Raw genomic sequence first — 24,032 nt, forward strand, 5'->3', positions numbered from 1 at the left:
CTACCTCCGCAGCTTTTTTTTCACCAACCCCAGAAATTCGCTGGCCTCTTCTGAACGAAACAGCCGGCTGAATAGACCGTATGTCAGCAATGCAGACAGCACCACACCGCTTAATCCAGCCGCTTTAAGCAGCTTCTGGCCAGGTAGGGACCAGTTTATGAGACCTGCCATCCACCAGGCAACCAGTCCCATTGGCAGTGAGGCGGCGGTTGCTGACAGGGCAGTACGCAGCATCCTTCTACCTCCCAGCAAGCCGGTCTTGCGACGCAGCAGCCAGAACAGAAGCAGCATATTACCCAAAGCAGACAAAGAGGAAGCCAGGGCCAGACCACCATGCTTAAGCGGCCCCATCAGCCAGAGACTGAAACCAAGATTCAACACAAAAGAGATAAAGGCGGTAATAACTGGCGTTTTGGTATCTTTCAGGGCATAGAAAGCAGGAGCCAGTACCCGCACCAGAGCGACACAGGAAAGTCCAACCGAGTAATAGACCAACGCCCGCGCCGATTGTTGCGCCATGGTGTAGTCAAATTTTCCTCCCATGAACAACAGGGTCATGAGCGGTTCTGCACAGACCATAAGCCCAACCAGGGCCGGGATGGTCACAAACAGGGTCAGCCGCACCCCGTAATTGAGAGAATCCTTCATTGCCTCAAGATTACCCTCGGCTGCCTGACGGCTCATGGCAGGCAAAACCGCTTGGGCAACCGATACGGTGAAGACCCCCTGGGGAAATTCAAACAGGCGCTGGGCATAGTACAGGTAGGAGACAGATCCCTGCGGCAACAGGGATGCCAAGATATTTCCAACTGTAATATTAAGATAATAGACCCCAACCCCTAAGGTAGCAGGTACCATCAGCAGGGCTATCTTCCTGACTTTTGGGTCGTTAAATTCAAATTGTGGGCGGATTGGAAACCCTTTGCTCCAGAGCACCGGCAGTTGCAACAGCAACTGGATCAGTCCGCCGATCAACACCCCCACTGCCAGGGCGGTAATCGGGTACTGGAAAAAGGGACGCAGCAGCAAGGCTGCCAAAATCATGGCGATATTCAGGAATACAGTGGAAATGGCCGGGGTAAAAAAATGGCGCACCGTATTAAGAATCCCCATACAGAGCGCCACCAGCGAGATAAAGAAAAGGTAGGGAAACATGACCCGGTTCAAGAGCACGGTCAGCTCAAACTTGCCCGGTACCGCCATAAAACCAGGAAACATCAGCTTGATAATCAAAGGAGAAAACAGGATTCCCAACAGCGTAATCAATGAAACCACGATGGTCAGCAGGGTGAAGCAGAGATTTGCCAGTTCCCGTGCCCTCTCCTCCCCCTCCTGCACCAATGTCTCGGAAAAAGTCGGCACAAAGGCAGCAGTCAACGCACCCTCAGCAAAAAATCTCCGCAGCATATTGGGGATCTGATAGGCAGCAAAAAAGGCGTCGGTTGCCATACCTGCGCCAAACAGCCGTGCCACCACCATATCCCGCACCATCCCCATAATGCGGGACAATATGGTAGCACTGCCCAATACACCGGCAGCCTTGAGGATGCCTTTCTTTTCAGACATATCGTGTTATTCCTCTCAAAAACAACTTAACGCCTGTTCTTCAGATCCAGCTCAAGGTCAAGTTTTTTTAACTTTTCAATATTCAAACGGAGTTCCTTGTTTTCCCGGCTGAGATAAAGATTAAGCTCCCGCACTGTCCTGGTTTCACGCTGTTTCTCAAATAGTTTTTGGGTTGACGAAAGATAACGGGTTAATGCTGCTGACTGGTGGGTCCAGATGCTGTCAGGATATTCTTTTGCCAACCTGGCCAACAGACTGTAGCCCTCCTGCCCCCCCTTTTCACCCCCGTCACGCAACTTCAGCAAGGCAAGCCTGAAAAGCGCATCATCCGTCACCCCCGCAAGGCCGGGAGCCACAACGACCTGTTCCAACAGCTCCCGCGCCCCCTGTTCATTACCCTGACGCAGAAACTGCAGGGCAGTGGCAAACTGCCGCTCAAGGGAGGGCACAGGGGCGTCCGCATCGCTATGGTGACGGTTAAACAGCATACAACCACTACAAAGCTGCAAGACACAGAGTGCCAGCAACCACCTATTCAAGAACAGTCTCATCACCTGCTCCCCTTCTGACAATGCAGTAGTTACTGCCCGTCTCCTTTTTGACCTGATCCTTCAGTTGGGCAGCAGCTGTAGCAATCTCGGCAGCACTGCCACAACTGCCGGGAGTGCAGACCAGCGCAGAGATTGAAATAGAAATCAAGGGAAAGACCCGCTGCACGCCGTAGCGATCAATCCCTTCAATGGCACCCTTAAGCCGGTCTTCTGCCGAATAAAAATCAGGTATCAGTGCATCAATGGCATGAATGATGGCTTGGCACGCAGCATCAGCCTTGCCGTCAGAGATGATGACCACAAAATCATCGCCGCCGATATGTCCCACAAATGCCTGGGGCTCTTGCAGTCCATGCACGGCATCGTAGATCACCCTGCCCGCTTCTCTGATCAGATCACTGGCCTTGATATACCCATAGCGGTCATTGTACGATTTGAAATTATCCAGATCCAGATAGCAGACTGCAAAAGGTGTCGTACCAGCCAGGCGCTGATGTATGGCCCGTTCAATGGCAATATTACCCGGCAAGCGGGTCAATGGGCTGGCATCCAGGCTGATCTGTTCCAGTTCCTTCAACCGCAGTGCCATACGACTGAAATCCTTGGCTAGCGTACCGATTTCATCCCCCGGCGGGATCTCCGGGTCGTAATCAAACTCTCCTTCAGCAATGCGATGGGTAGCCTTCTGCAGCTTGCCGATTGATCGTGCAAAGGAGTAAATCAGCAAGACAGCAATCAGCGATGAAAGTACCACACCGAATGATGCGAGAAAAATCGAACGGCTGACGGTCTTGGTTTCCTGTTCATCAGTTGTTTTAAGCTTGTACACCAGGCTTTCCTGTTGCTCGTCCCGGATCTCGGCAATGATTTTCTCAATACGCTCTGCCGATTGTTTCATCGCAGGGACAACCGCAGAATTACCTGCAAAGATTTTCTGGCTGGCCTGATGATAGGCCCGGTAGGAGCTCTCCAGCTCCCTCAGCTTGTTTCCCTGATAAATCTGTTTAAATGAAAACAACGTACTATTGAACTGCTGGACATTCCTATCAAAGACATCCCTGAAAACCTGTTCATTGAGAATCAGATATTTGCCCAGTGCGCGTTCCTGGGCCAGAATTGCATCACGCAATCCTATGGTCATAGTGACCGCTTTCAGATCTTTACGGGCAAATTCCTCCTCCACGCGATGCATGGCATCAAGACCTGCCAAGGCATAGACAAGAGCAGCTGTCAGACAAACACCACTGACAGCAAAACTCAAAATCATTTTTTGAACCAAGGTCAAACGGAAGCGAAAGGACAGCATCATGTTGTAGCTCCTTTAGCTTTCATCAAGCACAGCATCAACACCCAATAACGACTGCGCCTCACTACTTGGCAACGCCTGCACATTCTTCAACTTACGCTCCATCTGGCGGGTACGGGTAGCAGCTGCCTCGATATGGTTGCCCGCCTCCTGCAGCTTTTTGCTGGTCTTGTCCAGCATCTCGCCAAACTTGCCAAATTCTGTCCGTACTGCACCCAGCAGGTTCCAGACCTCGGCAGAACGTTTTTCAATGGCCAGGGTACGGAACCCCATCTGCAGAGAGTTGAGCAGGGCTGCCAGGGTGGTGGGGCCAGCCACCAGTACCTTTAAATCGCGCTGCAGTGCATCAGCAAGTGCTGGACGACGCAGTACCTCGGCATACAGCCCTTCCGTGGGCAGAAACATGATCCCGAAATCAGTGGTCTGGGGCGGATCAAGGTATTTGTCACGGATGTCTGTTGCAGCCAGACGGATAGCTCGCTCCAGCAGTTTGCCCGCCTCTTCTGCAGCAACAACATCAGCCCGTTCCTGGGCCTCAACCAGCCGCAGGTAATCTTCCTGAGGAAATTTGGCATCCAAGGGCAGGTGGACAATACTCCCCTCAGTGCCATCACGACCTGGCAGGCGCAGGGCAAATTCAACCCGTTGGCCACTGCCTTTGCGGGTCTCCACATTGGCAGCGTATTGGCCCGGAGCCAGCACCTGTTCCAACAAAGCCCCCAGCTGTACCTCACCAAAGGTGCCACGGGTCTTGACATTGGTCAGCACCCGCTTCAGATCCCCTACCCCGTTGGCCAGGGTCTGCATCTCACCCAATCCTTTTTGAACCTGCTCAAGGCGATCACTGACCAGTTTAAACGATTCACCCAACCTTTTTTCAAGGGTATCATGCAGCTTTTCATCAACCGTAACCCGCATCTGTTCCAGCTGCTTGGCGTTATCCTCTTGAATGGCCTGCAGCCTGTTCTGCAGGGTTTCCCGCAGCTTTTCCATCCGGCTGTCATTGGTATCGGTCAGATTCTTTAGCTGATCAGCAAAGATATCCAGCTGACCCTTCTGCAGGCCGGCCAGCTCGCTCATCCGCTTCAAAAGGCCGTCCCCCAGGGTCTGCACTGCACCAATACTTTCCTCCCGTCCCTGCCGCCCCAGAGTCTGGGCCTCTTCCCGTCCCCTGGCCAGCTCTTCACGCAAGGTACGCTCATTGCGTTCAAGCATCCGCTCAAGGGAGGCAAGACGTGGTTCAAGGCTTTGCCCCCCCAGCCGGGAGACCTTGATCAACAGAATAATGGTGATAACCAGGAGTAAAACAATCAGGGCAGGTAACAACAGTTCAGGCATGGCAGCTGGTTCCTTATGGTTCTTTGATAGTCATAAGGTTATACCAGAGCAGACAGATGGGTAACAAGCGGAAACCAGTATAGTTCTGACAGGAACTGTCTCAGTTGCCAGCTAATTCGGCCTGGACCATGGCAAGCAAGGTTGGTATGGCCCCGGCAACCAGCGGGGTCAGCTCGGTATCCATTTCAAGGCATGCGGGCTGTACGCCGATCAGCACAATCTCTTCCGGCAACTGCCCCATCAGGCGAGCCACCGCAAGCAGATCCTTCATCCCCATCTGATGGGGTGACAACTTGGTCTCAAGGGCCATGGGAACATCATCACCTGCCAGACGCACACAGGTTCCAGCAGATTTGCCAATATTAACCGCATCAACAATAATCAGACGCTGTATCCCTTCCAAAAATGGCAACAGATCCAGCCCCAGGGTACCGCCATCCAGTAATGTTACACCATCCGGCAGACAGTCACCCTGCTGCAACTGCTCAATCACCTTGGGGCCGATACCATCATCCGACATGATGGTATTGCCAAGTCCCAGTACTAATGTTGTTGTCATGGGCTACCTTTCAAAGAAAACGGGGTGGTTGCCCACCCCGTTCCAACCGTATTATTTCTTTTTCTTCCAGGGAAAGAAATCCCAGTGTCTGCTCTTGCAGACCGCATAGGGGCTGGTGGTAAACTTGTAGCCGCTAAACATACTGGAGATTTCCCCACCCTTTTCTTTAATATCCATCAGCCAGGCACTATAGACATGATTGATCACAAAGCCAAAGATCAGCCACATGGCCAAATGGTGATAGAGGTGCATCTGCTGGGTGGTAAAGATAACATAGACCGGTTTCAGCAGGCTGTGCATGGTGCCACCCGGCGCATGCTCGGCATACATGGCAAAGCCGGTCAGGATCATGAACCAGTAGACCAGAAACAGCACAAAATAGGCGGTGGCAGCCATGGGGTTGTGCCCGGTGGTCTCAGGAGGATGCTTGCTACGGAAGGTGTAATAGTCAAACACCTCCTTCATCTCTTTCCGGCCAGCTGCCCCCATGAACGGAAAGTATTCCCGCCAACCAGCATAACAGTTGCCCCGGAAGGTCCAGATCATCCGGGTAATGACGCTGACAGCAAAGGCATAGGCAAACACAAAATGGATAAATCTGATCCAGCCCATCAGATAGGCATCGGTTGAACTGCCGATAAAGACCGGATTACCAATCAGGATGCCGGTGGCAGCCAGCACCACAATGGAAAGCACATTGACCCAGTGGCACCAGCGGACCGGCAGTTCCCAGATATACTGTTTAAACTTCTTCTCACTCATGGCAGCCCCCTTTCCTAGGAGGTTGTTGAAAACGTTATGAGGAAGCACGGCTACAAGGCGCACGGAGCGCAGCGACTGAGACATAACGTTATAGTTAGGCGAAGGAGCGAGCACCGCGCAACGCAGTAGACGGGCTCCGCAGTAGTTTTTAACAGCCTCCTAGGAGACCTTAACCCGCACCAGCTCGTTGCCGGTGGCATCAGTAACATGCACGGCGCAGGCCAGGCAGGGGTCAAAGGAGTGGATAGTGCGCAGGATCTCCAACGGCTGATCAGGCTTGGCAACCGGTGTACCCACCAGGGCAGATTCATAGGGGCCGCGCTGTCCCTTGGCATCACGGGGCGAGGCGTTCCAGGTGGATGGCACCACGGCCTGATAATTGTAGATCTTCTGATCCTTGATCTTGATCCAATGCCCCAGAGCACCACGGGGGGCCTCATGCCAGCCATAACCGCTGGCCTCGGCAGGCCATGTCTTGGGATCCCACATCTCATTGGCGTGAATGCGATAGTCGCCCTTGCCGATATTGGCAATCAGGGCGTCCAGCCAGACCGGTGTCTGGCGGGCGATCAGCAGGGCATCAATCCCTCGGGCGGCAGTGCGGCCCAGTGTTGAAAACAGGGCTGCCGGACCAACACCAAGCTTACCCAGCACCATATCAACGGCTGCCTTGCTTTCTTTATGACCAGCCACATAGGCCACCAAAATCCGGGCCAGCGGACCGACCTCCATGGGTGCCTCATCATAGCGGGGTGCCTTGACCCAGGAATATTTTTTATCCGTATCCAGAAACTCATAGGGCGGTTTGGGGCCGGTGTACTTGGCCTCTGATTCACCTTTCCAGGGATGCAACCCCTTGCCCTGTCCATCCTGATATTCATACCAGGAGTGATCAACATACTCGGTCACCTTCTGCTGATCCAGGGGCAGCACCTTGGAGATATCCTTGTTCATGATCGCACCGGGCGGAAACCAGAGATTACCACTAATTGGATCAGGGAACTCGCCATAGGAAAGGAAGTTGCCCACCCCGCCACCAATGGCAGCCCAATCCTTGTAGAACGAGGCAATGGCCAGCAGATCAGGGATGTAGACCTTTTCCACAAAATCCTGGGCCTTGGCCAAAAGGCGTTTGATGGTAATCAGCTTGTCAGCATTCAGGGCGTTTTGGGAATCAGGATCAACCGGGATCGACATCCCCCCCACCAGGAAGGTCTGGGGATGGGGGTTTTTACTGCCCAGAATGGCGTGGATCTTGATAACTTCCTTCTGCCATTCCAGGGCCTCAAGATAATGGGCCGTTGCCATCAGGTTGGCCTCAGGCGGCAGCTTGTAGGCGGGATGTCCCCAATAGGCGTTGCTGAACGGGCCTAAGCGTCCGGTGCCCACAAAGGCCTTCAGCTTCTCCTGCACAGCCTTGAAGTGGGTGGCCGAGTTGTTGGGCCAATCAGAGATGGAGGCAGCCAGACTGGCGGTCTTGACCGGATCAGCCTTAAGGGCCGAGGTGATATCCACCCAATCCAGGGCATGCAGATGGTAGAAGTGGATCACGTGATCCTGCACCCCCTGGATACCGATGATGATATTGCGGATCAATTGAGCATTGGGAGGGATCTTGATTTTGAGCGCATCCTCAACCGCCCGGATTGAGGCGATGGAGTGGACGGTGGTGCAGACCCCGCAAAAACGCTGGGTCCAGTACCAGGCATCACGTGGATCGCGGCCTTTCAGGATCTTTTCAATACCGCGAAACATGGTGCTGGAGCTCCAGGCATCCTTGATTTTGCCGTCTGCGATCTCGGCCTCAATCCGCAGATGCCCCTCAATTCTGGTAATCGGATCAACGACTATCTTGGCCATATCCTATTCCCCCCCTTCCTTGGTCTCTTCGTCAGCAGCCGGCTCCTTATCCTTGCGCAGGGCATTCATGGCACCATGAATGGCAAAGGCGCCACCCACACCAGCAGCAAAGGCAAGCCCGATCTTGTCGGCATTCTGTTCAATGCCAAAGCCCGGCACGTTGGGCAGACGACGATAGAGCGGCGAGGTATCCCAGAACTGGGGTTCGGAACAACCGACACAACCATGGCCGGCAGCTACCGGCCAGCTGACTTTCTCGTTAAAACGCTGGGTTGGACAGTTATGGAAGGTTGCCGGGCCTTTACAGCCCATTTTGTAGAGGCAGTGCCCTTTACGGTGGGCATCATCGCCCCAATGCTCAACATACTGGCCAGCATCAAAGTGGGGACGACGTTCACAGTTGTCATGAATCCGCTTGCCATAGGCAAACAGGGGACGGCCATGGCTATCAAGGGCAGGAAGTTTGCCAAAGGTAAGGAAGTGGACCACTACTGCGGTCAGGTTGTCGGCATTGCAGGGGCAGCCGGGCAGGTTGATCACGGTTGCGCCGGGCACCGCCTCTTTAACCCCAACCGCACCAGTGGGGTTGGGGGCAGCAGCAGCAATGCCGCCGTAGCTGGCACAGGTACCCACCGCAATGGTGGCAGCAGCAGAACCGCAGACCTGTTTGGCCCGGGCTAAATGGGACTTGCCGCCAACACAGCCATAGGCCCCACCTTCTTTCATCGGGATGGAACCCTCAACCACGCAGAGGTACTTGCCCTGGAACTCCTTGACCGTCTTTTCAAGGTTGGCCTCAGCCTGATGACCAGCAGCAGCCATGATGGTTTCGTGGTAATCAACCGAAAGGATATCCAGCACCAACTCACCCACGGTTGGGTTGGCAGAACGAAGCAGCGCCTCTGTATCACCTGCACAATCCTGGAATTCAAGCCAGACCAGAGGTGGTCGTTGAACTTTGTCCAAAGCCTGGGCTACCTTGGGTGCCATGGTGGCGGGTAATGCCATGGCAGCGGTGACAGTAGAACAGAATTTCAGGAAATCACGCCGCGAGACTCCCCGTTCTTCAAGCATCCTGGCAACTGAGAAACCTTCCTGTTTCTTTCCCGCACAATCATCTCTGTCCATAGACACCTCCTCTGGCGGTAGCTGCACAACAAACACCTGTTATCGATACTCCTCACTTAAAGCGTCAACGGTTAATACAAACAATGTTATTATAGCGCCGAAAAAGTTTTTAGCAAGCGTCAAGGGAATATTTGTAAAGGGGATATTGAGACCAAGCGCAGCAAACCACAACAGACTCACCATCGCATTCAAATATACAAATATTTATTTTTCTGCATAAAATTGACCTTTTACAAAGGTCGATGTATACACACCCCATGATTTTCCTGAGACAGCATATTTTTCTGATCATGCTCGTTACTGTAGTACTGCTTTTCAGTATGACAGCCAGTCATTGTGCCTGGATTGCCCAGGTGCTGGATACCCCCTCTTCGTCCTCCCTACTTTTCAGTCAGAACGAGCTTGCCGAAGACAGCCAGGAAGGCACGCACACGTCCACCCCTTCATTTCTCCCCTCAGATGCCCTCGTTACCAATTTAACGGCATCTCGTCCTGTACTGCTTTCTGTGCAACGAGCACCAGACGACCAAGCCTTTCACCTCCCCCAGATCTACTTTGACATCTTTGTCCCGCCTCAAAAACTCAGTTAAACACGTAAGCCGCATAGCCACAGAAATGTCATTTTCCTGATTATTCCTTGCTGTTTCAGACAGCAGGACACTACCGAAAGGAGCTATTCATGAGTATCCGCACCAGACTTGCAGCTAGTTTTGCCACTCTCTTTGCTGTCGCCATGCTGGCCGGTTGTGAAACCGGACCAGAAGTTAAAAGCGAAGCAGCAGCACCTCAAACTGTAGCAGCAACCCCGAAACAGGAAGTAAAAAAACCGGCAGGCCCGGTCATGCCCAAAGGGGTTACCGTCATCAGTACTGAAGCCCTAAAGGCACTTGTAGACAAAGGATCAGAAGCAGGCAACTACTTATTGTTTGACAGCCGACCGGCTGGACGCTTCAACGCTGCAACCATCCCGACATCACAGCACCTGACAGATGCTGAAATGGAGAAACTTGATAAGGAAGGCAAGGTTGCATCACGCCTAGGAGCTGACAAGAACAAACTGGCCATCTTCTGGTGCGGAGGCCCCACCTGACCGTTCTCCATCAAAGCTGCCGGTCTGGCAGCAAAAAATGGCTACACCAATGTTAAAGTATATTCAGGTGGCGACCCTGCCTGGGCAAAAGCAGAGCTGCCTTTTGTATCTTCTCCCAAGTTTGTAAAAGAAGGCAATATCCTCTTGCTTGACCTGCGTGCTGCCGACAAGTTTGCCGCTGGCCACATACCTCGTGCCATGAGCCTGCCTGTTACCAGCCTTGAAAAGTATCAGGAAGCCAATTGGCCCTCCTTTAAAGGGGCTGCAATTGTCTTCTACAGCGACAATCAGGCCGATATAGACAAGGCTCTGGAGCTGATGCGTGATTATGGTCTGTCCAAGGCAACCTACTTCCCCGGTGGCCTGGCCAGATGGCAAAAACTGGGCACCCCTGTTGAGGCAGGCCCCAAACCGGCACCGGCAAACCTGACCTTTGTGCGGAAGCTTGAAGCACAGGATATTACCATTCCTGATTTTATCAAGGCTTTGGACAATGCGAATATTGTAATTTTGGATGTCCGCAATGACGCCGAAAGAAAGACAGGTCAATTCAAAGGAGCCATCCATATCCCCTCTGATCAGATTGGGTCACGCTACAAGGAAGTGCCTAAGGACAAGCTGGTTATCGTCCATTGTGCAACCGGTATTCGAGCCGGAATCGCCTACGAAACTCTCAAGGCAAAAGGTTTTACCAACCTTAAAGTGCTGAATGCAAATGTTGCCTTTACCGGTGATAAGTACAAAATTACTGAATAAATTCTGTCTATATCGATCCAAACAAACAGGGGCGGAATTATCCGTCCCTGTTTGTTTCAGTTGCAATCATTTTGCTTTATCTGCAACACTCCCCACTCGTGATCAGCAAACCACATTTCACACCTTTACAACAACACAACCATCTATTATCAAATAGTTATATTTAAAATCCAATACTTTCAGCTTGGCTTTTAGCTATTAAAACAACTCAGCTGATGTTGCACACGCAAATGCAACATCAGTTCTTTTGCGCAACACCAGAATAAAGCTGCAAATAAAGCAAGTTACACATAATCAGGCACTATCAATGTTGCAAATGCAACACCATATATACAACGTTATTTACAACTTCAGCAACCCAGCCATTTGAAATCAATCAAATAATATCGGTTACTTAAGACACAAATAACTTTAATTACCGGCACTTGGCACAATACTTGGATTAAGAAAGATGCAACAAACTGTTGTTGCACATGAATGAAACGAGGCACGCCATGACCACCGGAAAGATCGCCATACCCTACTACGGAACCCTGAGCCACCCCAACAGCGGGTTTGAACGGGTTTTCTTTATCCTTGAGCATGATGAGCATAGCCAAACCAAACACAATCAGGTCAGCATGGGCATCTGGGATGCAACACAGACACCGCTACTGCCAGCATGGCTCCACCAGAATGGCATCAAACAAGTTGTCTGCAGTTCTGCTCCAGACCGTTCGCTGATGGAAACCATGTTAAAAGCTGGCATTAGAGTGTTTGGCGAAAGTAGCGAAAAGGCCCGTAAAATACTTAAAAGCCTTTGCCTTATTTAAAAATATCGACGCTATTCACATTGTGTGAGAGGAGACGACCATGAAAGCAAAAAGTAATTTTTCAACTCTGGTAGCAGAAACCACCGCAAAGGGTAGTTTAGCTCTCTTTGCAGGTATTGGCGTATTTTTGGCTGGTTTCATTACCTGGTCTGCAGCCGGAGCTGTCAGCGCACTAATCGACCTTTTCAGTTAATTTCATATACCACACCCCTAAAGGAGGAAGCCATGAAGGCAAAACAGAATTTTTCAGATTTAGATGATCGTAAGTACATTGGCAGAGTGCTGGCAGTAGCAGGTGTATTCTTTACCGGTGCAGCTACAGCTGTAGCCTGGCCAGGCCTGAGCCATATTGCTCATAAACTGATTGGCTAACCGTTCATGAACATGGGCAGGATGTATTCCTGCCCATTTTTGTGCTCTGACGCCAACTACCCCATGCAGATGAACCAAACATTGCAACATGCCGAAATTCGTAGTACTCTGCAGTGCCCTACCTGCTCGACCAGCCGCCTGTATCAGCTGGCAGATGGCAGGTTCAAGTGTTCACTCTGCAGAAAAATTTTCAGTGCAACAGCCAATCGTCAAAACCGTTTGGCGCCAATCGTACGGGAAGGTCTTGCAACAGCTTTCTGGAACATGGATGGTACTGCTGACACTGCCAATGCCCTGGATCTGAATATAAAAACCGTCCAGAAATATTTTGGATTGTTGCGTGAACATTTGGCTAAATTATCACGTCAGACCATACTGCAACAGTTTGAAAGTGATACCCTGCCAGCATCCTGGTTTCAGTCATTTCCGCAGCAACAAAGCTGCGGCCAAACTGCTAACCCGATTGCAGCAATTGTAAAATCTGGAGATGCAATCAACTTTTTGTTCGCAGCACCAGTGTCATCACAACCTAGATTTCAGGAAACTGCGATCCTGGGCTGGCTCTTTGCGCAGGATGATGAAAGCCTGCAGCGACTTAATCTGGATCGGATGCATTGCCAATCCAGAGACAGCGACAGTATTACCCTTGCTACACCATTCTGGAGATTCATTAAACAAGGGCTGATCCATTATCAAGGTGGATTCAGACATCATTTTTTTCAGTATTTGCGAGAAATGGAGTTCCGTTACAACGACCGTCAAAAACAGCGCGGACCGGATATCTGTCTGCACGTTCTAGCTGCCGAGTAACACATTTTATTTTCAGGAGAGAGCACCATGCGCCGAACACCAGTAACACTCGTTGTACTCGTTTTTTCAATGCTGTTCATGCTGCCAGGCATGCTCCACGCTGCAGTGGACAAAATGGCCTACGACCCGGAGAACTGTCTTGGTTGCCACGGCGGCAAGATCAGTCTCGACAGTTTTGCAGCCTCCCCCCACGGTAAAAACGGCTGTACCAGCTGTCACTTACAAAGTGCCGACCTGAAAAAGCACATGACCGGCAACACAAAACTGGACAAGGTCAACTGCTCCCGTTGCCACGGTAATGAGGCAAAAGAGTTTGAAAAGAGCGTCCATGCCAAAAACGGCCTGACCTGCGTATCCTGCCACTCTGACATCCACGGATTTAGTTCCAAAAAGGGTGATAAGAAGGCAGCTACCCTGGCCTGTATCAAGTGCCACGACAAACAGAAGGCACACCTGAACTCAGTCCATGGTGTATCCCTGATGAAAGGCAACCCCGATGCGCCGGGTTGTGCTGATTGTCACGGTCTGCACGGCATCAAAAAAGTTCAGCCTGCAACTACGGTTGAAGGACGTATGTTCCATGTTGATGCCTGTATCAAGTGTCATAGTGATGAAAAAATGATGCACCGTAACCATGTCAACGGGCATGCTGTTGAAACCTATCTGGATAGCTACCACGGCAAAGGCTATCGTCTGGGTATGCTGCAGAAGGCTGCTGGCTGTTCTGACTGCCACACGGCACACAACGTCTTGAAAAAAGACAATCCTGCATCTTCAGTACACCCCAATAATGCCGCAAAATCCTGCGCCCAGTGTCACACCAAGGCAACCGCACTGTTTGCCAAATTCTATTCACACGGCAGCCACCACGACCGTGAAAACTATCCCCTGATGTACTGGACCTTCAAGGCCATGGTTGGTCTGCTGGTGGGTACCTTTGCGGTATTCTGGGTTCACACCCTGCTCTGGATGTTCCGTGGTTTTGTTGAAAACCGTGAAAAGCAGAAGGCCCTGATTGAAGGCCATGTACACCACATTGATGAGCCGCACAAACTGTACTACCGCTTCAAGAAGCGTCACATCTTCCTGCACTTCACCGTTATCGTCAGCTTCCTGGGGCTCTCCCTGACCGGTCTGCCACTTAAGTTCAGTGATCAGGCCTGGGCACAGACCATGATGTCCTTCTTTGGCGGCGTTGAGTACGCTGGTCTGATCCACCGCGGTTGTGCCGTACTGACCTTCTACTACTTCATGGGCGCACTCTGGATGAGTATTGACTTCCTGCTGCTCCGTAAGGATGTAAAAGGGAATATCCTGCAGCGGATGTTCGGACCAGACTCCCTGATGCCTAACTTCCGCGACATCAGCGACGTCATCGGTATGGTCAAATGGTTCCTGTTCAAAGGTCCCAAGCCAACCTTTGAGCGCTGGACATACTGGGAAAAATTCGACTTTATCGCAGTCTTCTGGGGTATGTTTGCCATCGGCGGTTCCGGCCTGATGCTTTGGTTCCCCGAGTTCTTCGGCCAATTCCTGCCCGGCTGGGCCTTTAACCTGGCAACCATCGTCCACTCTGACGAGGCATTGCTGGCAACCGGCTTCATCTTCACGGTTCACTTCTTCAACACCCATGGTCGCCCGGAGAAGTTCCCGATGGACTTTGTTATCTTCAACGGTCAGATGGCTAAAGAAGAGTTCATTGAAGAGCGTGGAGACCAGTGGAAGCGTTATGAAGAGCAAGGCATCCTGGAGCATTTTGAAGTTGAGAAGCCCAGTGGTGTAGTTTATGACTTCATCTTCAAAACCTTCGGCTTTATCGCAGTATTCACCGGCCTTGCCCTTGTGGTGGCCATGATGTGGGCCTTCCTGGCCTGATAACCAGATCAGGGGGCAGCGCTTTTGCTGCCCCCTGACTCTCTAAGAGGAGTTAAAACGTATGAAAAAGGATCTATCTCTGATACTTTCCATACTTGCCTTTATCATGTATATCGTTGGTGGACTGAGTATTTTTAGTGGTCTTTTTATGGTGCTGGTACTTAAATCCAAAGACCTGTTCGGTCTGGGCACCGCAGGAACCCTTGGCTATCTGTTCCTTTGCGTTGGTGGCTGCCTATCTGTAGCTGGCGTCCTGACCCTTCGTATCATTCGTAACCGTACCAATCAGAAACTGTATCAGGCAGCTACCTGCTGAATGTAAGCTTAGTTCCCGGAGGGAACCTTCACTACCATGGCTGACAAAGAAAATTGCGAACAACTTAAATATTTCAGTCATATTATGGACTCTGTGGCAGATGGCGTCTTCACGGTTGACCGTGATATGCACGTGATTGCCTTTAACCGTGCTGCAGAACTGATGACCGGTATTAAGAGAGTAGATGCGGTTGGGCGTCCCTGTCATGAGATATTCCGTACTTCGGTCTGCGACAACGGTTGCCCGGTACGGGAGGCCATGAAAAAAGGAAAGCCGGTTACCAACCGCGAAGTAACCATTAAAAATGCTGAAGATCAGTTGATTCCAGTTTCTGTCAGCGCCTCAATTCTGTACGATGACGAAGGCAATCCTATTGGCGGGGTTGAAACCCTGCGTAGTATGAAGCGTATCTACGCGATTATGGACAGCGTTGCCGATGGCCTGTTTACTGTTGATGAAGGGATGCACATCACCCACTTTAACAAGGCAGCAGAAGAAATTACCGGGGTTTCCGCCCTGGAGGCGATCGGCAGACCCTGCTATGAAATCTTTAAATCAGAAGCCTGCACCGGTGCCTGCCCAATGGTTGAAGCAATTGCCACCGGACAATCTATCCAACGTGAAGTAGAAATAAGTGATCGCAAAGGCCGTAAAAAACTGATCTCCGTCAGTGCATCAACTCTCTATGATGCAGCCGGAAATGTTATGGGCGGTGTTGAAACCGTCCGCGACCTGACCCCCATTACGGCAATTAAAGAAGAAATTCGCGAAAAGTACTCGTTCCGCAGCCTGGTGAGCCGTAATCCTGCCATGCGTCGTTTGTTTGATGTCATGGAAGATATCGCTGCCAGCAACGCAACGGTCTTTCTGAATGGCGAAAGTGGAACCGGTAAAGAGCTGTTTGCCAGGGCCATCCACGACTTGAGTCCCCGCCGTGAAGGTCCGATGGTGATTGTCAACTGCGGTGCCCTGCCGGAAACCCTGCTTGAGTCAGAGATATTCGGTGTCCGCAAAGGCGCCTTTACCGGTGCTACCGAGAACCGTCCCGGACGGCTTGAGCTGTGTAACGGCGGCACATTCTTTCTGGACGAAATCGGCGACCTGCCGCTTCCCTTACAGGTAAAACTGCTGCGTGTTTTGGAAAACCATGAGTTCCAACCTCTGGGTGCCCGCTCACCCATCAAGGCCGATGTCCGCTTTATCACCGCAACCCACCGTAATCTTGAAGAGATGGTGGCGGAAGGAACGTTCCGTCAGGACCTCTACTTCAGAATCAACATTGTCACCCTCAACATCCCCCCCCTGCGTGACCGTCGTGAGGATATCCCCCTGCTGGTGGATATGGCCCTGCAACGGTTCAATCTTACCTACAACAAAAAGGTTCGCTCGGTATCTCCTGAAGTTTTAAAACTGCTGCTTACCCACTCCTTTCCCGGCAATGTCAGAGAACTCTTGAATCTGATCGAACAGTCAGTCATACTCTGCCGCGGAACAGAGATCACTCCGGATCATCTGCCAACCAATTTTCTGGGTCAAACCCATGAACAGGCGCAAAACACGCGCCGTTCCGGCAAGATCCCAACCGCCGCAGACCTGAACGCACTGTTAAGCCGTTACAGTGGCAATCGGGCTGAAGTTGCACGGGAATTAAACATCGACCGTACAACCCTCTGGCGTTGGATGAAAAGGCTTGGTGTGAAGGAGGCTTAAAAGGGGGTACGCTGATTGACACGCGCAGACCTGCAGCAACAAGCACACACCATTGATACCCTGTTTGACCTTGGACGGATTGATGAAGGAAAGGCAGCAATCCAGGAAGCCCTGGAGGCTTCCAAGGATGATCCGGCCTACCATCACTATTTCCAGGCAGAGGCCGCTGGCTACCTGGAACACAACGGTAAGGAACAGGGCCGTCTGTTCACTGAAGCACTCAATCTGGCACCTGATGACCTGTTTCTGATGCGGGTGGTTGGGGTCTGGCAACTGATGAATGGCAAGGTCTGGTCAGCAGTCCGTACCTTTGACCGTGTACTGGCGATTGAGCCGAATGATGGCGATACCCTGCGTTGCATGGGGATTGCCCATTCCCGTCTTGATCGTGATCGTAAAGCCATAAAATTCTACGAGCAAGCCTTGTCAGTCAGCAAAACAGACAGTGATGCAATGCGCCAGATCGGTGTTTCTCTTTCAAAACTGGGGGAGGACAAAGAATCACTGGACTGGTTCCGCAAGGCGCTGGCGCTGAACGAACAGGATTACGATTCTATGCGGCAACTGGGGATCTCACTGGCTATGCTGGCTGATTACGAAGGGGCCCTGCAGTGGTTACGCCTTGCTCAGACCGTGAACCCGCAGGATTATGAGACACGGCTGAACATGGCATTGGTGTTGAAGAAAATGCGGGGAGAAGAAACCTGGCTTGAGCGGGTTTCAATCAAACTCGGACGCTGGATGAGCCGCGTATGGGGTAAGCTACTGGATCGGTTTAACCTACGCTAACGGTTTCAGGCAGTCTCACAGCCGATTGACAGAGCCTCATCTGCAGCTTCATCTTGCTTGGCTCCGGTTCCATGCACCGCATCAAGACGTTGCAGGGCAATCTTCAGTGCCTCTTTCATGGCAAGCCGCGCATCCTGCTCCTGACCTGCGTCAAAAAGGACATCAGACTGTTTGAGCAGCGCATCACCACCGGCGAATGACATCACATTGGCTACATCAGTGTGACCAATGGAAACGATTCCGGTTATTGCGCTGTAATTTGTTTTTGCTTTCATTATATGCCTCCTGCAACATAGCAGATTGTTTTATGACTAAGACACAGCACAAAGCGTGCCATACAATTTAATTGTTTTATTTCATCATGTTACACATCAAACAAGACGCACCACAAATGATGCAGTTGCAACACATCATTACCACACATTCAAACTACGTGTGTAATATCAACAAATTGGGCGTTGCATAAACATGCAACGCCCAATTCAGCTAACGCAACTGTCTCAACAATCAATTACTTAACAACTTGGTTACACGCCGCTTTAAACGCTGTGCTTCCCGCGCTGACTGACTGGCCTGAGCGATCAGAAGCTGATGCAACCCGCTCTGCTCCTGTCCATTGGCCGGTTTACGCTGCAGATAGCTGCCATCCGGCTGCATATCCCAGGCATAGCGCTGGTCAGTTGCATGAGCATCCAATAACTCCCGCAACTGCTGTTGCAATGCTGGTGACTCAACCGGAACCAGAATCTCGACCCGCGATTCAAGGTTCCGCTTCATGGCATCAGCAGAACCGATAAAATACTCTTCCTGGCCATTGTTCCTGAAATAGTAGAGACGACTGTGCTCTAAAAACCGACCAACAATACTGACTACTTTGGCCGTATCAGAAAGCCCCGGCACCCCTGGCCTGAACCGGCATGAATCCCGCACATACAGATCCACCCGGACACCGGCCTGACAGGCCCGATACAGACTTTTCACAATATCCCCATCATCAAGGGCGTTCATCTTAAACTGAATCAGCCCCCCGCCCTTTTCCTTATGCACAGCGATCTCCCGCTCAATCTTTTCAAGCAGCGACCGTTTCAACAGCTTGGGAGCTGGCAGCAATTTTTTATAGGTCCGCTTGGGAGAAAAACCTGTGGTCAGATAGTTAAACAGCTCGGTCAGGTCCTGACCTATGGCATCATCACTGGTGAACAGACCAAGGTCACTATAGAGACGAGCCGTGTCGGTGTGGTAGTTGCCGGTGCCGATATGCACATAGCGCCGGATGCCGTTGTAATCTCGCCGCACCACCAGAATCACCTTGCAGTGGGTCTTGAGCCCAACTACGCCATAGGTAACATGGATACCGGCCTCCTCCATCCGCTCGGCAATCCTTAAGTTGGCCGCCTCATCAAAACGGGCCTTCAGCTCCACCACCACCGCCACCTGCTTGCCATTTTCTGCTGCACGCACCAATGACTCAATCAACCGTCCCTCCTTTGAGGTACGATAGAGGGTCATCTTGATGGCACAGACCTTGGGATCATCGGCAGCCTCGTTAATAAACCGCTCAACGGAACTGGCAAAGGACTGGTACGGGTGTTTCACTAAAAAATCACCGCTGTTACGGATAATATGGAAGATGTTGCGGGATGACATCAACTGGGGATGATCTTCAGGGTGGTGTGGCGGATCATGGAGCTTGGGGTAGTTCAGACGGGCAATCTCAAACAGATCACGCATCCCCAGCATCTCTGACACTTCAAACACATCACTGGCCTCATCAAGGTCCAGCTCTGCTGCCAGACGGCCTTTATGCACCGGGTCCATGCCAGACACCACTTCAAGCCGTACAATCGGGGCAAAGCGACGTTCCTGCAGCTCTGATTCGATCATAGCCACCAGGTCATCCGCCTTTTCTTCATCCTTCTCGGTATTGGCATTGCGGGTTACCCGGAAAAACTCGCAGGAAACCACCTTCATGCCTGGAAACAACATATCCAGATTTGCTGCCATCACCTCTTCAAGCGGCACAAACCGATCACCTTTTCCCACCCGCATAAAACGGGCTACACCGGAACCAAGCGGCACCTTGACCCGCGCCAGCGAAACATCTTTTTCACGAAGATAACGGACCGTTACCAGCAGGTTCAGCGAAAGATTGGAGACAAAGGGAAAAGGATGGGCCGGATCAATGGATTGAGGGGTCAGGAGCGGATAGATGTCACGGGCATACAGTTCACGCAACCCCTTTTGTTCGCGACTGGTAAGATCTTTCCACCCCACCACCTCAATACCCTTATCATCCAGCAGTTTCATCAACTGCCTGAACAGGGCGGCCTTATCAGTCACCAGGGTACGCACATGGGTGTGACATTCCTGCAACTGCTGGCGGGGAGTACGTCCGTCAATGGTCAGCTCCTGCACACCTGCTGCAAGCTGCTGTTTCAGACCGCCAATCCGCTTCATAAAAAATTCATCCAGATTGGCGCCGACTATGGCCAAAAATTTAATCCGTTCCAAAAGAGGTGTTCGGGTATCAGACGCCTCGCTCATTACTCGCCGGTTAAAGGCCAGCCAGGTCAGCTCACGGTTTAGATACCATTGGCTATCATCCAGATCAAAGTCTGGAGTTTCCGGCAACTTCTGCAGTTCCTTTTCTGCCTGTGGTACTGTTTTTATTGTTCGACGTCGTGATGAGACAGCCTTTTTAACTGGAGCTGCTTCAGCACCCTGTTGCACTTGATCCATCTTTTTCCCCTTATGTTTATCAAGCTTGCGAGCAGCAGTCACATGCCACCTCCAGATTGTTATACGCTGATTTGATTCTACACTACTGTTACAATCATGCAACAAACAGCGGTTGTTTTGAAGCGGTTGATCAGGCCGGTCATCTGTGGTACACCACCTATCCCATGTCACAACTCAACCCAGAACAATTTATAGCCGTCCACCATACCGAAGGCCCCCTGCTGGTGCTGGCTGGAGCCGGATCAGGCAAGACCCAGGTCATTACCAGCCGGATTGTCCACCTGCTGGCAAAACTTAAAATTCCTGCAGACCAGATCCTTGCTGTCACCTTTACCAACAAGGCAGCCAAAGAGATGCAGGAACGGGTCAAACGGGCAGCAGGCTCCAAGGCTGAAGGAATTCTGATCAGCACCTTTCACTCGCTGGGGGTGCGCATCCTGCGCCGTGATATCCGCAGACTGGGCTACAAACCAAACTTCACCATCTATAGTGATAGTGATCAAGCCGGCGTGGTACGCCAGGCCTTATCCGACCTGAACATCGACACCAAACAGTTTCAGCCGGATATGGTGCGCTGGCAGATCTCTTCTGCCAAGAACCGACTGATTGCCCCTGAACAATACCCAAAACTGTCAACCAACCCGCTTGAGCAGGTTACAGCAGCGGTCTATCCCCGCTATCAGCACCTGCTGCGGGCCTACAATGCCATTGATTTTGACGACATCATCATGCTGACGGTACGGATGCTGGAGGAACTGCCTGAGGTCCGCCAACACTGGCAAGATCGCTTCCGTTACATCATGGTGGATGAATATCAGGACACCAATGCCGGTCAGTACAAGCTGATTTCATTGCTGGCACAGGGGCATGGCAATCTCTGTGTGGTGGGTGACGATGATCAGGCTATCTATGGCTGGCGCGGGGCAGATATCGCCAACATCCTCAACTTTTCTTCAGAGCGCACCAGTTGCAAGGTGGTCAAACTGGAGCAGAACTACCGCTCAACCGGTACCATCCTGAATGCAGCAAACACCGTCATCAAGAACAACAGCAAACGCAGTGACAAGGCGCTCTGGACCGCCTCAGGCACGGGTGAACTGATCAGCCTGCTGGTGGCTGACACCGATGACGAAGAGGCCCGTCAGGTGGTGGAGCAGCTCCAGCTGGCCCAATACCGTAACAAGCGCCCTTGGAAAGACTTTGCCATCCTCTACCGTTCCAATGCCCAGAGCCGGGCCTTTGAAGAGGCTCTACGGATGGAAGAGGTCCCGTATGTACTGGTTGGTGGTCAGAAGTTCTTTGAACGGAAAGAAGTCAAAGACTCCCTCTCCTACCTGGCCGTGCTGGCCAACCCCCGGGACGAGGCGGCCCTGGTCAGGACCATCAACTTTCCCAGACGGGGAATCGGCGGTACCAGCCTGCTACGCCTGCAACAATGGTCCCTGGAGCACAACCTGTCATTGTACGACACCCTGGGCATGGCTGATCAGATTGAAGGGCTCAGTGAGGCAACCCGTAAGGCGGTCAACGGCTTTCATAGCATGATCAGACAGGAACTTGCTGACTTTACCAGCAGTAACATGGCGCCCCAGGCAACAGCCCTATTCAAACGGTTGGGGATCAATCAGGAGCTGTACCGGACCATTGACAACCCGGTGCAGGCCCGTAAGCGGATCGAGAACATTGAACAGGTAATTAATGCCCTGGCCAGTTTTGAGGAACGAAACCCGACTGCAGGGCTGGCTGATTTTCTGGAACGGATCGCACTGTTGGAAGATAACCGGCGGGAGGCCGGTGATGACCAGCCACAGGATGCCGTCACCTTAATGTCGTTGCATGCCAGCAAAGGTTTGGAATTTCCACAGGTCTTTCTGGTTGGCCTGGAGGAAGGGCTGCTGCCCCACCACCGTTCCATTGATGAAGACCCTGAGGTGGCAGAAGAACGGCGGCTCTGTTACGTGGGGATCACCCGCGCCAGAGAGCGCCTGACGATCTCACGTTGCCTGAAGCGCCGCAAATATGGAACCTGGGAAGAACGCCAGCCCAGCAGGTTTCTAGCTGAAATTCCACCAGAACTGTTTGAGGGTGGTGATGCAGAACACAAAGAAGCAGAACCGGTTGATATGGGAATGGATTTTTTTGCAAGGATGCAGAACATGTAGCAATCTTCCATCTTTCCCTCCATTTGATTCCACTACATTTTTAAGGATATTACCACCAGAGAAATGAAATATAAGGCAGCACATAACAAAAAACCGGGAACCCATGACAGAGAACTGGTTTTTTATTACACCACCAACTACACCACAAAACAAAAAGGACTTAACCCATAAAGGCCAAGCCCCTGTTTTTATTGGCGTCCCCTGCAGGATTCGAACCTGCGACCTACGGCTTAGAAGGCCGTTGCTCTATCCAGCTGAGCTAAGGAGACGTAAAAGGTAGTTGTGTACTATACCCCACCGGAGATGGGTTTCGCAAGTAGCAGAGCAGATATTTTTTAGGAGAGTTTTGATTTAAAGTCAGGATAGCCAAAACTGCGCACCACCTGCAGCTGGCCGGTGTCCGGTTCAAAGGTGCAAATATGGGGGTGTTGAATACCGTTAAAGGTGGTTGTTTTGACCATCGTGTAGTGGGACATATCTTCAAACACCAGACGATCACCCGGCTTAAGCGGTTGTTCAAAGGACCAGTCACCGATCACATCACCAGCCAGACAGGAAGGGCCGCCCAGACGGTAGGTGTAGGGTTTCTCACCAGCATTGAATCCGCCGGTGATATCAGGTCGATAGGGCATTTCCAGGGTATCCGGCATATGACAGGTGGCTGAGACATCCAGAATAGCGATAGCCATCTGGTTATGCACCAGATCCAGCACTTCACTGACCAGAACACCGGTGCCGATGGCAATCGCCTCACCCGGCTCCAGATAGACCTCAAGTTTATACTTTTCTTTAAAATACGTTATCAGCTCCACCAGGCCGTCAATATCATAGCCTTCGCGGGTGATATGATGCCCACCACCCAGGTTCAACCACTTCATCCCCTGCAGATACTTGCCAAACTTTTCCTCAAATACCTTGGCAGTCCGTTCCAGTGGCTCAAACAACTGCTCACAGAGGGTATGGAAGTGCAGCCCCTCGACTCCAGCCAGAGAGCGTCCTTCAAATTCAGCAACCGGAATACCCAGCCTGGATGTGGGGGCACAGGGATCATAGATGGCAGTGTGCCCTTCAGAATGTTCCGGGTTGACCCGCAGACCAATAGAGACCCTGCCCTGCTCTTTTTCCCATAAGGGCCTGAAGCGCTCCAGCTGGTTGAAGGAGTTGAAAACCAGGTGGTTGGAGATACCCAGCAGCTCCACCACGTCGCTTTCCTTGAAGGCAGCAGCAAAGCTGTGTACTTCACGACCAAACTCTTCCCGCCCCAGCCGTGCTTCCCAGGGTGAACTGGCACAAACGCCCTGCAGGGTCTTGCTGATCAGCGGGAAGGTGCTCCACATGGAGAACGCCTTCAGCGCCATCAGGATCTTGGCGCCGCTGCGTTGCTGCACCTGATCAAGAATGGCCAAATTGTGGCGCAACCTGCCCAGGTCAACCACATAGGCGGGTGAAGGGGCCAGCTGAGCTATTTTTTCACAATCAATACCGGTCATAAATTAATCCGTTCAAGAAACGTCAGGTCTGCGATGATGAC

Annotated in this window: 23 protein-coding genes and 1 tRNA gene; 12 read left to right on the plus strand and 12 right to left on the minus strand. The window is 51.7% G+C overall.

All coding sequences use genetic code 11. The features are described from left to right. The 8 genes from murJ to B5D39_RS13425 all read right to left on the minus strand — a co-directional run bounded on the left by murJ (window position 1) and on the right by B5D39_RS13425 (window position 9,070). Window positions 1-1,566, minus strand: a complete 1,566-nt coding sequence (gene murJ / locus B5D39_RS13390; RefSeq protein ID WP_078790964.1) for a murein biosynthesis integral membrane protein MurJ — start codon at window positions 1,564-1,566, stop codon at window positions 1-3. A 26-nt stretch (window positions 1,567-1,592) separates the two neighbouring features. Beyond that, window positions 1,593-2,117, minus strand: coding sequence for an outer membrane protein assembly factor BamD (locus B5D39_RS13395; protein ID WP_139366771.1), 525 nt, complete (start codon window positions 2,115-2,117; stop codon window positions 1,593-1,595). Next, a complete protein-coding gene (locus B5D39_RS13400) occupies window positions 2,098-3,426 on the minus strand; it encodes a GGDEF domain-containing protein (protein WP_244161416.1) in 1,329 nt (442 codons plus the stop codon). The genes B5D39_RS13395 and B5D39_RS13400 overlap by 20 nt, the downstream gene beginning before the upstream one ends. Before the next feature lie 12 nt (window positions 3,427-3,438). Beyond that, entirely contained in the window at window positions 3,439-4,761 is a 1,323-nt protein-coding gene (locus tag B5D39_RS13405; protein WP_078790966.1) for a DNA recombination protein RmuC, read from the minus strand. Between the two features lie 100 nt (window positions 4,762-4,861). Next, window positions 4,862-5,320, minus strand: coding sequence for a HyaD/HybD family hydrogenase maturation endopeptidase (locus B5D39_RS13410; protein WP_078790967.1), 459 nt, complete (start codon window positions 5,318-5,320; stop codon window positions 4,862-4,864). A 51-nt stretch (window positions 5,321-5,371) separates the two neighbouring features. Continuing rightward, a complete protein-coding gene (gene cybH / locus B5D39_RS13415; protein ID WP_078790968.1) occupies window positions 5,372-6,082 on the minus strand; it encodes a Ni/Fe-hydrogenase, b-type cytochrome subunit in 711 nt (236 codons plus the stop codon). Between the two features lie 159 nt (window positions 6,083-6,241). Further along, the gene (locus tag B5D39_RS13420; protein ID WP_078790969.1) at window positions 6,242-7,942 is read right to left on the minus strand and encodes a nickel-dependent hydrogenase large subunit; all 1,701 of its coding nucleotides are present in this window, start codon (window positions 7,940-7,942) and stop codon (window positions 6,242-6,244) included. A gap of 3 nt (window positions 7,943-7,945) precedes the next feature. Next, the gene (locus B5D39_RS13425; protein WP_139366772.1) at window positions 7,946-9,070 is read right to left on the minus strand and encodes a hydrogenase small subunit; all 1,125 of its coding nucleotides are present in this window, start codon (window positions 9,068-9,070) and stop codon (window positions 7,946-7,948) included. 257 nt (window positions 9,071-9,327) lie between these two features. On the opposite strand from B5D39_RS13425, the gene B5D39_RS17040 reads away from it, so the two are divergent. The 11 genes from B5D39_RS17040 to B5D39_RS13470 all read left to right on the plus strand — a co-directional run bounded on the left by B5D39_RS17040 (window position 9,328) and on the right by B5D39_RS13470 (window position 17,600). Then, window positions 9,328-9,660 (plus strand): hypothetical protein, encoded by a 333-nt coding sequence (locus tag B5D39_RS17040; protein WP_078790970.1) that lies wholly within the window; start codon window positions 9,328-9,330, stop codon window positions 9,658-9,660. A gap of 89 nt (window positions 9,661-9,749) precedes the next feature. Next, on the plus strand, window positions 9,750-10,160 hold the full coding sequence (locus tag B5D39_RS13435; protein ID WP_078790971.1) for a rhodanese-like domain-containing protein: 411 nt from the start codon (window positions 9,750-9,752) through the stop codon (window positions 10,158-10,160). 138 nt (window positions 10,161-10,298) lie between these two features. Beyond that, window positions 10,299-10,916: a rhodanese-like domain-containing protein gene (locus B5D39_RS13440; RefSeq protein ID WP_279627312.1), complete on the plus strand. Its 618-nt coding sequence runs from the start codon at window positions 10,299-10,301 to the stop codon at window positions 10,914-10,916. A gap of 494 nt (window positions 10,917-11,410) precedes the next feature. Continuing rightward, the gene (locus tag B5D39_RS13445) at window positions 11,411-11,728 is read left to right on the plus strand and encodes a hypothetical protein (protein ID WP_078790973.1); all 318 of its coding nucleotides are present in this window, start codon (window positions 11,411-11,413) and stop codon (window positions 11,726-11,728) included. Between the two features lie 40 nt (window positions 11,729-11,768). Next, window positions 11,769-11,921 carry a hypothetical protein gene (locus B5D39_RS17140; protein WP_167370396.1) on the plus strand — a complete coding sequence of 51 codons (153 nt, stop codon included), beginning with the start codon at window positions 11,769-11,771 and terminating at the stop codon, window positions 11,919-11,921. Window positions 11,922-11,953: 32 nt separating this feature from the next. Beyond that, window positions 11,954-12,100, plus strand: coding sequence for a hypothetical protein (locus B5D39_RS17145; protein ID WP_012470116.1), 147 nt, complete (start codon window positions 11,954-11,956; stop codon window positions 12,098-12,100). A 264-nt stretch (window positions 12,101-12,364) separates the two neighbouring features. Further along, complete coding sequence (locus B5D39_RS13450; RefSeq protein ID WP_139366773.1) at window positions 12,365-12,910, plus strand: hypothetical protein; 546 nt, start codon at window positions 12,365-12,367, stop codon at window positions 12,908-12,910. 27 nt (window positions 12,911-12,937) lie between these two features. Then, the gene (locus tag B5D39_RS13455) at window positions 12,938-14,785 is read left to right on the plus strand and encodes a cytochrome c3 family protein (protein WP_078790975.1); all 1,848 of its coding nucleotides are present in this window, start codon (window positions 12,938-12,940) and stop codon (window positions 14,783-14,785) included. A 61-nt stretch (window positions 14,786-14,846) separates the two neighbouring features. Further along, window positions 14,847-15,101: a hypothetical protein gene (locus tag B5D39_RS13460; protein ID WP_078790976.1), complete on the plus strand. Its 255-nt coding sequence runs from the start codon at window positions 14,847-14,849 to the stop codon at window positions 15,099-15,101. A gap of 36 nt (window positions 15,102-15,137) precedes the next feature. Then, the gene (locus B5D39_RS13465) at window positions 15,138-16,811 is read left to right on the plus strand and encodes a sigma-54 interaction domain-containing protein (RefSeq protein ID WP_078790977.1); all 1,674 of its coding nucleotides are present in this window, start codon (window positions 15,138-15,140) and stop codon (window positions 16,809-16,811) included. A gap of 15 nt (window positions 16,812-16,826) precedes the next feature. Continuing rightward, the gene (locus B5D39_RS13470; protein WP_078790978.1) at window positions 16,827-17,600 is read left to right on the plus strand and encodes a tetratricopeptide repeat protein; all 774 of its coding nucleotides are present in this window, start codon (window positions 16,827-16,829) and stop codon (window positions 17,598-17,600) included. A 5-nt stretch (window positions 17,601-17,605) separates the two neighbouring features. Here the strand turns inward: B5D39_RS13470 and B5D39_RS13475 are convergent, their stop codons facing one another. Both B5D39_RS13475 and ppk1 read right to left on the minus strand, forming a co-directional pair. Continuing rightward, window positions 17,606-17,875 carry a hypothetical protein gene (locus tag B5D39_RS13475; RefSeq protein WP_078790979.1) on the minus strand — a complete coding sequence of 90 codons (270 nt, stop codon included), beginning with the start codon at window positions 17,873-17,875 and terminating at the stop codon, window positions 17,606-17,608. Between the two features lie 232 nt (window positions 17,876-18,107). Further along, window positions 18,108-20,381 carry a polyphosphate kinase 1 gene (gene ppk1, locus B5D39_RS13480; protein ID WP_139366774.1) on the minus strand — a complete coding sequence of 758 codons (2,274 nt, stop codon included), beginning with the start codon at window positions 20,379-20,381 and terminating at the stop codon, window positions 18,108-18,110. Window positions 20,382-20,503: 122 nt separating this feature from the next. Here ppk1 and B5D39_RS13485 point away from each other — a divergent pair, with 122 nt between their 5' ends. Then, entirely contained in the window at window positions 20,504-22,501 is a 1,998-nt protein-coding gene (locus B5D39_RS13485) for an ATP-dependent helicase (RefSeq protein ID WP_078791004.1), read from the plus strand. Window positions 22,502-22,693: 192 nt separating this feature from the next. Here B5D39_RS13485 and B5D39_RS13490 read toward each other — a convergent pair. Together B5D39_RS13490 and nspC are read right to left on the minus strand one after the other, a co-directional pair. Then, a tRNA-Arg gene (locus B5D39_RS13490) sits at window positions 22,694-22,770 on the minus strand. Between the two features lie 66 nt (window positions 22,771-22,836). Continuing rightward, a complete protein-coding gene (gene nspC / locus B5D39_RS13495; protein ID WP_078790980.1) occupies window positions 22,837-23,991 on the minus strand; it encodes a carboxynorspermidine decarboxylase in 1,155 nt (384 codons plus the stop codon). Window positions 23,992-24,032: the final 41 nt, after the last annotated feature.

The organism is Trichlorobacter thiogenes, assembly GCF_900167465.1.
Classification (GTDB): domain Bacteria; phylum Desulfobacterota; class Desulfuromonadia; order Geobacterales; family Pseudopelobacteraceae; genus Trichlorobacter; species Trichlorobacter thiogenes.